Origin of the sequence: Streptomyces sp. NPDC049970 (assembly GCF_040660235.1) — a bacterium.
Taxonomy (GTDB): Bacteria; Actinomycetota; Actinomycetes; order Streptomycetales; family Streptomycetaceae; genus Streptomyces.
Window position 1 is genome coordinate 22,463 of sequence record NZ_JBFALP010000032.1, and the last position, 12,809, is coordinate 35,271.

The following is a 12,809-nucleotide window of genomic DNA, read 5'->3' on the forward strand; positions in this document are numbered from 1 at the left end:
ACTGGCCTTCCTCGACGACGGTGAGCGTGCCGTTCGCGCCGCATTCGACCTGTCCTACCGCCGCCTGCCCCCGGATCATGCCGAGCTTTTCCGGCTCCTGGCGCTCAATCCAGGTCCTGACATCAGTCCTTGGGCCGCAGCCGCTCTCGTCGGCCGCCCACTGCCGACCGTGCGGGCCGTACTGCGTTCTCTCGTCCAGGCACACCTGCTCAACTGCGCAGACAAACGCTGGTCGATGCATGACCTCGTGCGTGAATACGCCACCGAACTCGTGCACGGCACGCCCCGCACTGCAGCAGACGATGATGCGGGAGAAGCCGCGCAGAAAGCGGCGACATCCCTGCGCCAGCTGCTCGAGTACTATACCCGGACCGCCCTGGCAGCAACCTCACACCTTCAGCCAGGTGTGCCTACGTCAGGGGACTTCACAGATCTGGACGAGGCGCTCTTGTGGCTGGACCGCGAGCGCGCCAACCTCACCGCCTCCGTGGCAGTCGCAGCCGCCAGCGGGCATCAGAACCTCGCTGTCAATCTTCCAGTTATCCTCTACGACTATCTCGAATGGTGTGGGTACTTCGACGACCTGATCGCCGTGACGACGACGGCGTGTGACGTCGCCCACCGGGCAGGAGAAAGTGCCGCCGAGGCCGGAGCATGGAACAACCTCGGCATCGCCCTGACCGAGGTTTCACGCTACGACGACGCTTGCAATGCTCATACGCGGGCTGCCAGCCTCTTCGCCTCGATGGGCGACCATAACGAAAAAGGGAAGGCTCTCAACGGTCTCGGCTCGGCCCTGCGAGAGTCGGGAAGGCATTCCGAGGCGGTCCAGATCCACCAGGAAGCCCTGGCGGTCCAACGAACTATCGAGGACATCCGGGAGCAGGCAGCGGTGTTGAGCAACCTGTCCCTGGACCACCAGGAGCTGGAGAACTTCCCAGAAGCCTGCGATGCGGCAGAGGAGGCTGCCTTGCTGTTCGAGAGTCTCGGCGACACCGCAAACCAAGCGAAGGCTCTGTGTACGGCGGCATACGCGCTGCAGGCGTCGGGGCAGCCCGAGAAGGTACGGGCGGTCTGCCAGCGGGTCGTCGAAGTCAGCAGCGCCGTAGGAAGTCCGCGCGACGAAGCGGCGATCCTGATGGCCTGCGCCGAGCTGCTGACCGACCTCACACCACAGCAGCAGATTGCCTTTCTGGTGCGAGCCCAGGCCGCCTGCGAACGCGGCAATGCCCAAGACCTTCATGCCCATGCGCTGCTCCGTCTCGGCCAGGCATGGAGCGAGCGGGTAACAGGGGACAAGCCGTCACCCATCTCACCCGTGCTGCAACCTTGTATGAAGACCTCGGCCTTAACAGCGAAGCGGCCACCGTTCGCTCTCTGCTCGCGATGCGCTGACCCGGCAGTGCGGTCCGCGGCCGCTTGAGCGCCCGAAGGCATCGGACAGTCGCACTCTCGAACCTGTGAGCGCCCCGTTGCACACCCCTCCTCGGTGTAGGCAGTAGCGCGGACAAGGTGTCGCTCAGATAGGAGCGCATAGCGAAGTGGCCGCTGGGGACTGGTCGGCGTTACTCGTCGATGCGTTGGAGCTCGACAGCTCTTCGGTCGCCGTTGGCGGCGAGACCGTCGATGACGCGGCGCCATCGGCTCAAAGCAGCGCCGTCGGGTAGCGGGGAATCGCGGAGTTCGGTGAGCCAGCGGGTGACGTACCAGCAGCGGTTGGCGAAGGCGTCGTAGCGGCCATCGATAACGTGTTCCAGCCATGGCAGGCTGGTGGCGTGCTGCCAGGTGGTGTGGGGGGCGTGCGGGCAAACCTTGCCAGCGCGTCGGCGGCCTTGGCCTCGCCGCGGGCTCGGTCAAGCCATCGTTCGGTCGCGCCGCCAAGGGCGCTGGGTGAGCCAGTCGCGGTTCGCTCTGGACCCCTCACTGAACAAGGCGTTCGAAGGCTTCGTCAGACCAGCCCATAAACGACGAGGCGATTCTGTTACCCGTCAAAGATGCCGGCCAGGACGTTGGCCTCCCGCCGCTCCCCACCGAAGAGGCCCGGTGGTCGACGTGCACGATCAGAATGTCGTGGCTGTCGATCACCTTGGAGATGCCCCGGGTCTCGATCGTGTCCGACCACGCGTCCACGTCGACCGGGAGCCTCGAACCGCCGGAGCGGTCTGCGCCCTCCACGCGAGGGCATCGACACGGTCAAAGTCTTGAAAACGTATAGGAAAGGCCACTTAAGTGACAGCGCGGGCCCTCAGCGCATCAAGAACTCTGTACGTTCATCCGTACGCGGCTATGTGCGTTCACGTGTACGCCGACAACGGCTGGTGACCTTGGCGGTCCAGCCCACCCACTAGCACTTCGACTTCCGCTTCCTCTCCCGCACCACGGCCACCACCGGCGAGCTCCAGACCGAAGAGGTCTCCGACGCCGCCTGGCGCAGCGCTGCTGAGATCACTGACCCCCAGCTCAGGAAGCATGACGCCATCGGATGACATCCCGGCAATTAAGGTCGGCGCCTCGGGAGGCCCAGCAGGACGTCCGGCGAATCCTCGAACCGTGGATGATCCCCTGGTGGGCGCCCCACCAGGGGTTAGGGGCCTGTAGCGACAAGGGAGTCAGGTGACGGAAATCCATGAGTGTGGCGCATAGCACCTTGCAATCCCAGACGTGGGGGCGCAGCGGCGCCTTCGATTGCCTGGCTTGCGTGCTTCGTGCTGGGGTCTGGTAGCCCCCAAGGTCCCGTCTCAGTTGTCAGCGCCGCCTGGGACTGCCGTGCGCAGATCAGGGAACGTTCAACGGTTGCTGCGAGAGCCAGCCGACGGATCTGAACGGCATCCAGCTCCGTCGGCGAAGTGCGTCTACCAGCGCATGTCGAGAGCGTGGAGTGCGCGGATCCGGTCGGCGGGCAGGCGTTCCTTGCGGCGGCGGGCGTTGCTGATCCACTGCCCAAGTCGTACAGGTTCTCCGTCGAGGTCTTCAACGTGGCGCTGGGGAACCTCGAGGTGGCCCTCCCGCTGGCGGAAGGCGCGGGCGGCAGCCAGGCCCTGGTCTGGCTTGCGGGCGGCCGGTTTGCGTTTCTTAGGGGCCGGATCGGTGTTCTGGGTCAGGCCGAGGCCGGCCAGGAGCTGTTGCTGGGTGGAGTGCAGGCGTTCGGGGTGCAGGCGCTGGTTGTGCAGCCACTCCCCCAGGCGGTGTCCGTCTTCAGTGGTGTAGTCCCGGGGCAGGTCGATCAGCTGGTGGCCGGCTTCGTGGTGTCTGCGGGCGGCGTGGTAGGTGCGGTGCCAGGTCAGGGGCCAGGGCGGGTTCCAGTGCGGGTCGAGGTCGTGGAGGGCGTGGGCTCTGGCGGGGGTGAGGGTGTCGGCGCGTTTGCGTTGGGTGGCGAGCCAGCGGCCGAGAGCGTAGCCGTCGTGGTGGTGGTCGACGGGGGCGGCGAGGTGACGGTGCACGGCGGCGTAGGCGGTGGCGTGGGCGAGGCCGCGGTCGAAGGCGTGCTGCTGGGGTTTCCAGATGATGCCGAGGCGTTCGAGGGCGTGTGTGCGTGCGGGGTCGAGGGCGCCGGTGGTGTGGAGGTGGCGTTGCCAGGTGAGCCAGCGGCCGAGGGGGTAGCCGTCGGGGTCTTCGTAGGTTTGGGGGGCGTCGAGGTGGTGGTGGGTGCGGTGGTAGTGGCGGGCTGCGGTGAGACCGCGGCGCCATTCGGCGCTTTTGGGGTTGAGGACGCGCAGGGTGAGGGCGAGGGCGACTTCTTCTTGTTGGGTGGGGCGTTCGAAGTGGAGCCAGGCGCCGGGGTCTTCGGACCTTTGGGTGGGGCGGTGGGTGCGGGGGTCGGCGAGGCGTGCGGTGAGGCGTTCGTCGTGGGCGCGCAGGGCTTGGACGGTGCGCCAGAGGGGGGTGTAGGCGTCGGCGCTGAGGAGGTCGTCGGGGTCTTCGTCGGGGGTGAGGTAGACGGGGACGATGAGGGTGGCTTTTTTGCCGGCGCCGGGGGTTTGGCGTAGGGCGCGGCCGACGGCTTGGACGGTGTCGACGGGGCTGTTCTTGGGGTCGGCGAAGACGACGGCGTCGATGGTGGGGACGTCGATGCCTTCGCCGAGGACGCGGGCGTTGGACAGGATGGCGGGTTGTTCGGGGTGGGTGTGGGTGGCGAAGTCGAGGAGGATGCGGCGGCGGGTGCGGGGTGGGTGGGTGCCGCTGATCCACTGGGCCCACAGGCCTTGGGGCTGCAGGTTTTCGGGGAGGACGGCGGCGGTGTCGGGGAGGGTGGTGGCGAAGGTGCGGGCGTCGGCGACGCGGTGGTGGAAGGTGAGGACGCGGCGGAGTTTGTGGTCGTGAATGGCTCTGAGGACGGCGACCTGGTGTCCGGCGAGGCGGAGGCCGTCGGCGCCTGCGCCGCGGTTGGTGGCGAGCCAGTCGCGGAGGTCGGTGTCCTGGATGACGGGGACGAGGATCTGGTAGTCGGCGAGGAGGCCGAGGTCGATGGCGTCGGAGAGGGTGAGGCGCCAGGCGACGGGGCCGAAGAGGGTTTCGTCGTCCATGGAGGCGACGGGGGTGTCGCTGTGGTCGGTGTCGGGGTCCCAGATGCGGGGGGTCGCGGTGAGGTAGAGGCGGCGGGCGGCGGGGACCTGGTCGTCGTGGTGGATGCCTGCCCAGGCTTTTCCGAGGCGGCCGGCGGTGCGGTGGGCCTCGTCGACGACGACGAGGTCCCAGGGCGGCAGGTGGTGTTCTCGGTGGGCGTTGATGACGGTGGGGAGGGAGGCGTAGGTGGCGTAGACGGTGACCGGGCCGGTGGGTGGGGTGAGTTCGGTGAGCTCGGCGGGTTTCGTGGTCATGGGGAGGTTGCCGGCGGAGGGGTGTTCCATGGCTTGGCGGGCGGAGCAGACGGCCACCGCTGGGCCTTTGTGGCCGGCTGTGTGCCAGGAGCGGACGGTCTGGGAGAGCAGGTCCAGGGTGGGGACGAGGACCAGGACCCGCCCGCGGGGCGCGATACGTGTGGTGGTGCGGGCGGCGATGAGGGTTTTCCCGGTCCCGCAGGCCGCGATGACGCTGGCCCGGGGGTGGGTGCGCAGGGTTTTGACTGCGGCGGTGACGGCTTCTTTCTGGTGGGGGCGGAGCTGGATGTCGGCGGGGTTCATGGGGTGTTCCGCTCCCGGGGGTGGGGTGGGGTGCGGTGGCATTGTTGCACCGCACCCCGGGGGTCATTCGGCTGCTTCGGTGATGACGGCGAGGGTGGAGCCGGTGGTGGCTTTGCGTACGTGGAGGCGGTGGGTGATGCGGCGGCGTAGTTCGGGGACGTGGCTGATGACTCCGACGGTGCGGTCGTGGGCGCGGAGGGAGTCCAGGGTGTCGAGGACGTTGTGGAGGGTGTCTTCGTCGAGGGTGCCGAAGCCTTCGTCGATGAAGAGGGTGTCGAGGGCTTGTCCGCCTGATTCGGCGGTGACGACGTCGGCGAGGCCGAGGGCGAGGGCGAGGGAGGCGAAGAAGGATTCGCCTCCGGAGAGGGTGTCGGTGTCGCGGTCTTTTCCGCTCCAGGCGTCGGTGATTTTGAGGCCGAGGCCGGAGCGGGCGCCGTGGGAGGCGCGGTCGTCGGAGTGGATGAGGGTGTAGCGGTTTTCTGACATGGGGGCGAGTCGGGTGTTGGCTGCGGCGACGACTTCTTCGAGGCGGGCGGCCAGGACGTAGGCCTCGAGTTGCATGCGGAGCCGGTTGCTGGGTGAGGTGCCGTTGATCAGGGCGTGGAGGTGGTCGACGGTGCGGTAGGCGTGTTCGAGGGGTTCGAGGCGCTGGGTGTGGGTGGTGAGCTGGGTGCGCAGTGCGTCGAGGGCGCGGGTGCGTTCGGTGGCGTGTGCGGCTGTGGTGGCGGCGTGTGTGTGGTGGGCGGTGGCGGCTGTGAGTTGAGCTGTGGCTTCTTCGTGGTCGGCGGGCGGCTGGGCTGCGGCTGAGGTGAGGTCGGGGTCCTGGAGGCGGGAGGTGGCGGCTGCGCGCTGTTCGCGCCACTGGTTGATCTCTTCTTCCAGGGCGCGGAGGTCGTCGTCGCTCAGCAGTGCCTGTGCTGCGTTGTCCAGGGAGTCGAATCCTGTGGTGCGGGCGGCTTGTTCTGCTCGTTCGGTGGCGAGTTGGTGGTCTGTCGCGGTGTGGGCGGTGGTGGCGGCGCGGTCGGCTGCGGTGGTGAGGCGGTCGGCTGTCTGGGTGAGGTCGGTGATGCGCTGGGTGAGGGTGGGGGCGCCGGCGCGGGCGGTGGTGAGCTTGTGGTCGAGGTCCTGGGCTTGGGTGGCGAGCCGGTCGTAGCTGGTGTCGACGGCGGCGAGCCGGGTCGCGGTGTTGGTGCGGTCGCTTTGGGTGCGGGTGTGCTGGTGGTCCAGGCTGTGGAGTTCTTCGGTTGCGGGGCCGGTGTCGGCGGCGGCTTCGAGAGTTTGGGTGAGGTGTTGCTGGAGCGTGGTGTGCTCCGCGGTGAGGTCGGCTAGGGGGATGTCTCCTCCTGCTTCGCCTCGTGCGGTGGCTGCTTGTTCGGTGAGTTCTCGTAGCTTGTCCTGGAGGGCTTGGTGAGTCTCTTGGGCTGTGGTGTGGCGGGTTTCGGCGGCCTGTTCGTCTGCGGCGGTGGGCTGGTCGGGGTGGGGGGCTGCGGGGTCGGGGTGTGTGGGTGAGCCGCAGACGGCGCAGGGTTCGCCGTCGGTGAGCTGGAGGGCCAGTTCGGCGGCCATGCCGTCGGTGCGCCGGCGGCGGATGCTGATGTGTTCCTGGGCTGCGGTCTTCGTCGCTGTCTGGGCTGTGAGGAGGTCCTGCTGGACCTTGGTGATCTTGCTTGTGTAGGAGTCGCGGCGTTTCGCGGCGTCGATGCGGTCGGTGAGCAGTGCCAGGGCTGTGGTGTGCCGGCGGCTGGTTTCCTCGGCGGTGCGGGCGGTTTCCAGGCGTGTCTGCAGGGCTTTGCGGCGTTGCGGTGCGTCGTTGAGCCAGGCTTCGGCGTCGGTGAGGTCCTGGGCGAGTTGCTGGCGCTCGCTGTCGAGTTTCTGCAGGTCTGTTTCGTGCTGGTGGAGGGAGGCTTCGTCGGGGAGCAGGGCGTTCAGTGCGCCGATGGTGGTGCGCAGGTGCTGTGCGGCGGTGGTGAGCTCGGTGGAGTCGAGGGTGGTGTGCTCGGTGTCCAGGAGGGTGCGGGCGTCGTGTTCGTCGGCTTGGGCGCGGGTGTGCTGGGCTGCGGTGGCGGTCGATGCGGCCAGGAGCGGGGCTACTTTGTGGGCTTGCAGGGCGCGTTGGCGTTGTCGGTCGAGGTCGGCGTGGTGCTCTGCTTGTTCTTCGAGGGTGTCGAGCTGTTTGCGTGTGGTGCGGTGGGCTTCCTGGTGGGCGGCGAGGTCGCGTACGGCGCTTTCTCGGTCGCGGAAGGCGGCCAGTTCCTGTTCCGCGTGGGTGGCGGCGGTGGCTGCTTCCTTCTCGAGGGTGGTGGCTTTGGTGTGCAGGGCGGTGGCCCAGGTGAGGGCGGGGGCGGTGAGGGTGGCGGGGTCGGAGGCCTGGGGTGCGCCGTGTTCGGGTTCGAGTGCTGGTCCGGCTTGCTGCTGGGTGCGTTCGGCCAGGCGCAGGACGTCGGTGCGTGCCTCGTCGCGTTGTGCGGCGATGGTGGTTTTGCGTGCTGCCAGCCAGTTCTCGACGGACCCGAAGCGGTGGGTGTGGAAGAGCTTGCCGAGCAGGTCCTTGCGGTCGGAGGCGCTGGCGCGGAGGAATTTGGTGAACTCGTTCTGTGGCAGGAGGACGACCTGGCAGAACTGCTGGCGGCTCATGCCGAGCAGGGCTTTGATCTCGTCCGCGGCTTCTCTGTGGGACTTGCTGAGCGCTTCCCAGCGGCCCTGTCCGGCGGGGTCCAGGGACCATTCGCTGAGGTAGGTCTCGGCTTTCTGTGCGGTCTCGCCGTCGCCGCGGACTTTCCGTTTGGTCTGGGCGGGGATCCGCCGGATTTTCAGGCGCTTCCCGGCGAGGGTGACCTCGAGTGTCACCTCGGTCAGGAGACTGGGGGCCGCGTGGTCGCTGCGGAGCTTGAGGTTGCGGTCGACGGGCGGCTCGCCGTAGAGGGCGACGCAGATCGCGGCGAACAGGGTGCTCTTGCCGGCGCCGGTGTCGCCGTGGAGGAGGAAGAGGCCGTCTGCGGACAGGGCGTCGAAGTCGACGGTGTGGGTGCCGGCGAAGGGTCCGAAGGCCTGCAGGTGCAGGGTGTGCAGGCGCATTTAGACGGTTTCCTTCTCCTGGGCGTTTACGCGGGAGGTGTCGATCGCTTCCTGAAGGAGGCTGTGCTCTTCGTCGTTGGGCGGGGTGCCGCGCACGGTGGTGATGAAGTCGTGGGTGATGTCGAGGTCGCCTCGTCCGCGGAGCCGTTCGCTGTAGGTGGGGGTGGTGGTGGCCTGGGCGGGGATGGCGGTGGGGAGGTGTTGCAGGTCGAGGGTGTGGGGGAAGCGCTGTTTGAGGCGTGCCATGGGTTCGTAGGGGCGGGCGGTGTCGGTGAGAGTGACGTGCAGCCAGGCTTTGGTGAGGGGTTCGTGGGCCGGGTCGGTCAGCAGGTCTTCCAGGCGGCCGGTCAGGCGGGCCAGTGGTAGTTGGAGGTCTGCTGGGAGGGGGCGGCGGGTGACGGTGGGGGCTGCTGGGTGGGGTGGCAGGTCGATCAGGGTGAGGGACTTGGTGTGTCCGGTTTCGGAGAAGGAGTAGGCCAGCGGGGAGCCGCTGTAGTGGATGTGGTCGTTGACCTGCTGGGCGCCGTGGAGGTGGCCCAGTGCGACGTAGTCGATGCCGTCGAAGACGGACGCGGGCGCGTGGTCGACGCCGCCGACGCTGATGTCACGTTCGCTTCTGCAGCCGGTCGCACCGGTGACGAAGGCGTGGGCCAGGACGATGGAGCGGGTGCCGGCGGGGCGGGTGGCGAGGTCGGCGCGGATGCGGTCCAGAGCTGAGCTGAGGACGGCTTGGTGGGAGGCTTCTTCGGCTTCGAGGTGCGTGCGCACCAGGGTTGGCTCGAGGTAGGGCACGCCGTAGACGGCGACGGTGCCGGTGGGGCCCTCCAGCAGGACGGGGGTGGCGGTGTGGGCCGGGTCGGTCCTCAGGTGCACGCCGGTGCGGGCCAGCAGGGCGGAGCCGACTCCGAGGCGGTGTGCGGAGTCGTGGTTTCCGCTGATCATGATGGCTGGTATGCCGAGGTCGGCCATCTGGCTCAGGCCCTGGCTGAACAGGCGTACCGCGTCCAGGCTGGGGATGGCCCGGTCGTAGATGTCTCCGGCGATGAGCAGGGCCTCGACCTGCTCGTTGCGGGCGGTGTCGCAGATGTGATCAAGGATTTTACGCTGGGCGTCGATCAGGTCTTCTCCGTGGAACCGGCGGCCCAGGTGCCAGTCCGAAGTGTGCAGAAACCTCATGCAAGGTGACCGTAGTCAGACGGTCTGAGGTGTGGGTGGGTTTTCAGATAAACATCGCTGCTTATGCGGAGATGGATGCAGATGGGAGGAAGGTTTCTGCGTCCTTACGGAGCAGTGCCGGCGAGGCTTGGTCACCAAGCGTGATTGTCAGTGCCGGCAGGGAAGATACAGGAGTGGGAAGGAGGAGAGATGACCTCTCCGAAGTCTGCTCGTGCTGGCTGTTTTCCCGCACCGGGCGGGTGCAGGTGGTGCGGGATCGATGCTCGCTCCCATGCCCGTCAATGGGTGGAAGCGGTGGGCTGGCATGCCTGGGAGACACCGACCGATGAGCAGCGCAAGGAGCGTATGCGGGCGCGTCGCGCGCAGCGGCCGGTGCCCGGTCAGTGAGCGAGTTCCTGCAGCTGTCCGAAGACCTCTCGTAGCTGATGGGGAACGTCCTCGGGGGCGGTGAGCGTGGTGACCAGGCCGTTGAGCATGGCCGGTTTTCCGTTGGGGCTGGCCTCCGCCGCCTCGCTCTTGATCATATCGAGGACGCGGGCGCTGAACTTCTTGGTGCCGCGGTGCGCGGTGAAGTCCTCTGCGCTCCAGGTCCGGGGGGCGGGCCGGGGCCAGCGGAGGTTGGCGGCCGTGGCCCAGCGCTCGTCGGTGAAGAGTTCTTCCAGCTCGTTGAAGCCGAGGGCTTCGCCGACGTAGGCGACTTGCTTGTCCAGGTCGAGGCCCGCTTTGCGGAGCTTTTCGTCCTTGAAGAGCTTGTTGGAGCGGCTGTCGGCGTCGATCATCAGCATGACCGAGCGTTTGCGCTGGACGAGGTAGCGGGCAAGGTGCAGGGCTCCCTCGTTGTTCTCGCAGGCCCACAGGGCGATGCCGGCCGACTGCAGGGACAGTTTCTGGGAGAGCCGGAAGAGCAGGGGGATGCACTGCTGCTCGGTCTCCCCCTCCACGGCGAGGAAGCAGCGTTCGTGGAGCAGGACGGAGTTGCGCAGTCCCAGTGCCGCGGCGATCTGCCCGAGGTGGAAATCGATTCCGTCGTGACAGTCGTCTTCCAGGCGCTCCACGACGGCCCGCGGTCGTTGAGTCCCAGGTGGACGACGTCGGCGATGTCCACGCCGTCGATGAGGTTCATGGAGTGAGTGGCGACCATGACACTGACGTGCGGAAGGGCGCACTGCTTGCGGATGATGTCCATGACCGTGCGCTGGTGCCGGTAGTCGAGGTGGGTGTCGGGCTCGTCGTAGACGACGATCGTCTGGGTCGGCGCCTCGGCATCCGGCTCGCCCGCGGACGACAGTTCGGCCTCTGCCAGGAGGTTACTGGTCCACTCCCACACCGCGAGCGCGATACGGCGGGTGCTTCCCTGGCCGGACCGGGTCAGGTCGACGGGTTCGCCGTCGGCCCGTGACACCTCCAGCGGCGCCCTCTTGAAACCGCTCTTGAACGAAACCTCGGGCCTGACCTGGACACCGACGAACTCGCTGCAGTGCCGGCGGATGTGCTGGCACAGCGAATCGGCTTCCTTCTCCAGGCGCTGGGTGATCTCCGCCTCGATCTGCCGCACCTGCCCTTGGAAAGCCTCGTCCTCCAAATGGGTTTCGTAGCAGCTGTTCAGCGCGGTGCGCATCGCGTCGTCGGGGCGCTCGTCCTTGCCGCCGAACATGAGGAGACGCGGCAGGCGCGTCTCGAGGTTCTTGGGCAACGGCTGCCACTGCTCGATCTGCGGTGCGGTACGGGCGTAGGAGGTGACGGCGGCGAGCAGGTCGTCCTTGAGGGAGCTGGCCGGCGAGAGGCCGAACTCCACGACGAGGTCGGCGAGCGGCTGCTTCAGAAGCCGGTCCAGTCCGCGCAGCCGGGTGTCGGCCGACTGCTGGCCGAAGTACTCCCAGCAGGCCGGTTCCCCGGCTCGTGCGATGCGCCGGATCCTGATCGTTCCGGGAAGTTCCGCGGGAACGCGTTCGGCTTCGTCCAGGGCGAAGATGCCCTCGACCCATGTCTGCTCGCAGCGGCGGCCGGTGGCACCGTCGCCCTGCAGGTAGGTGCGGTCCTCGTCCGTCAGGCGGTGCACGCCCAGGAGGAAGGACAGAGCCGTCAGGACCGCGCTCTTCCCGCCGTCGTTACGCCCGGCAAGAATGGTCGGGCAGCTGACGGGGATATCGGCGACCTGGGTCAGCGAGCGAAACCCGGAAGCGGAGAAGCTGTCGAGGTGCACGTGAGAACTGCTCCGTATCTCCCCGGCCCGGACCGGACAGAGGTGTGGCGTGCCGATGTTCCGCATGCTGATGAGGCACCTGCGCCACAAGCGCAGGACGACATATTAAGTGGTGGCGGGCAACTGCCCGGCCGTTTCAGCCAGTCACGTGAGCCCGCGGCTGCCCGGGTCCTCGCAGCCCGATGATCAGATGCCCTTCGGCAGGCGTAAGTGCAGTGTCTTCTCTGTGGATTGAGCCGGGGAGGAACGGGCTCGAAGGGCGGTGGGGGCGTGAGCAGAATGGCTGAGTCGTTGGACGAACTGAAGTCGGTGAGAGGGGCGTTCGTAGCGTCGTGGTGTTCGGATGGGCAGGCCTGAGCGGGTCTGTCCGGCCGGCGGGCAGGGGCGTTGGGGGCCCATCCAGATGGGGGGATTTTCGCTGCTCAGGTAGTCGCTCACTACTTGGTCCCGGAGGTATTCGAAGTCGAGGATGTTCTCGGATGAGGTCACGAGCAGTACGGGTGGTTCGAGGGGGACTGGAGGCCGGCAGTTCGCCTGGCCGGAGCGGGATGGCCCTCCCGGGTTGGCGGACGTGTGTTCCGGCGATGCGGTCCCACGCCTGTACCCAGCGTCTGACCTTCCGCCGTGAGGCGCCCACTGCTTCCATGAAGGCGGTGATGTGCTCGCGAGAGGGGATCGCCGCTCCACGCAGGATGGCGCTCAGGCTGCTCTTGGGCAGCCGGTACCGGCCATCAACTCTGCAGCCGGCTTTGGCTTGCAGGAAGCCCAGGGAGGGCTGCCCTTCCCTGGGCCGCTCCTGGATCATGCCCCGGCGCAGCTGGCCGAAGGTCTCGATGACTTCTGGGTGGGTGAGGGCGGAGCGGACCGAGGTGGCCAGGTCCTGGAAGTCGGTGGCCGCTTCTCTACGACGCCGGAGTTCCTCTTGGGAGCGTCGGGCAGCCTTCCACAGGCGCAGAGCGTCTGCGGGGTCGGCGTCGCAGGCCTTCGCATAGGCTTTGACGAGTTCACGTGAAGGAACTTTTCCACTCGCTCCGCGGGAGAGCATCGATGCGGTGAACTGGTAGTTGATCAGCTTCGCCATCGCCGCGTAGGTGACGCCTCGGCGCTCGCGCTGGGCACGTAGCCACAGCGCGAGCGCTTGGGACTGCTGCACGGATAAGTGACACCTGACCTGGCTTGCTGACTGGCGGCCTGGAAGGATGTTGCAGTGCCCAAGCCGTATCCGAAGGAGTTCC

Annotated in this window: 7 protein-coding genes; 1 reads left to right on the top strand and 6 read right to left on the bottom strand. The window is 67.6% G+C overall.

Going from position 1 to position 12,809, the window contains the following annotated elements; translation table 11 throughout:
• Nucleotides 1–235 precede the first annotated feature (235 nt).
• Entirely contained in the window at nucleotides 236–1,423 is a 1,188-nt protein-coding gene (locus tag AB0I83_RS30685; RefSeq protein ID WP_363306977.1) for a tetratricopeptide repeat protein, read from the top strand.
• Between the two features lie 1,429 nt (nucleotides 1,424–2,852).
• Here AB0I83_RS30685 and AB0I83_RS30690 read toward each other — a convergent pair.
• The 6 genes from AB0I83_RS30690 to AB0I83_RS30715 all read right to left on the bottom strand — a co-directional run bounded on the left by AB0I83_RS30690 (nucleotide 2,853) and on the right by AB0I83_RS30715 (nucleotide 12,727).
• Entirely contained in the window at nucleotides 2,853–5,120 is a 2,268-nt protein-coding gene (locus AB0I83_RS30690) for a Helicase associated domain protein (RefSeq protein WP_363306970.1), read from the bottom strand.
• Nucleotides 5,121–5,183: 63 nt separating this feature from the next.
• On the bottom strand, nucleotides 5,184–8,195 hold the full coding sequence (locus tag AB0I83_RS30695) for an SMC family ATPase (protein WP_363306971.1): 3,012 nt from the start codon (nucleotides 8,193–8,195) through the stop codon (nucleotides 5,184–5,186).
• On the bottom strand, nucleotides 8,196–9,371 hold the full coding sequence (locus AB0I83_RS30700) for an exonuclease SbcCD subunit D (RefSeq protein ID WP_363306972.1): 1,176 nt from the start codon (nucleotides 9,369–9,371) through the stop codon (nucleotides 8,196–8,198).
• A 380-nt stretch (nucleotides 9,372–9,751) separates the two neighbouring features.
• Complete coding sequence (locus AB0I83_RS30705) at nucleotides 9,752–10,156, bottom strand: hypothetical protein (RefSeq protein WP_363306973.1); 405 nt, start codon at nucleotides 10,154–10,156, stop codon at nucleotides 9,752–9,754.
• On the bottom strand, nucleotides 10,150–11,574 hold the full coding sequence (locus tag AB0I83_RS30710; protein WP_363306974.1) for a hypothetical protein: 1,425 nt from the start codon (nucleotides 11,572–11,574) through the stop codon (nucleotides 10,150–10,152). Before AB0I83_RS30710 ends, AB0I83_RS30705 begins: the two co-directional genes overlap by 7 nt.
• 136 nt (nucleotides 11,575–11,710) lie before the next feature.
• A complete protein-coding gene (locus AB0I83_RS30715) occupies nucleotides 11,711–12,727 on the bottom strand; it encodes a helix-turn-helix domain-containing protein (RefSeq protein ID WP_363306975.1) in 1,017 nt (338 codons plus the stop codon).
• Between the last annotated feature and the right edge of the window lie 82 nt (nucleotides 12,728–12,809).

Excerpts from the sequence above, each read along its gene's own strand:
- AB0I83_RS30685 (WP_363306977.1), top strand. The coding sequence starts at position 236 with ATGCATGACCTCGTGCGTGAATACGCCACCGAACTCGTGCACGGCACG.
- AB0I83_RS30690 (WP_363306970.1), bottom strand. The coding sequence starts at position 5,120 with ATGAACCCCGCCGACATCCAGCTCCGCCCCCACCAGAAAGAAGCCGTC.
- AB0I83_RS30695 (WP_363306971.1), bottom strand. The coding sequence starts at position 8,195 with ATGCGCCTGCACACCCTGCACCTGCAGGCCTTCGGACCCTTCGCCGGC.
- AB0I83_RS30700 (WP_363306972.1), bottom strand. The coding sequence starts at position 9,371 with ATGAGGTTTCTGCACACTTCGGACTGGCACCTGGGCCGCCGGTTCCAC.
- AB0I83_RS30705 (WP_363306973.1), bottom strand. The coding sequence starts at position 10,156 with ATGCTGATGATCGACGCCGACAGCCGCTCCAACAAGCTCTTCAAGGAC.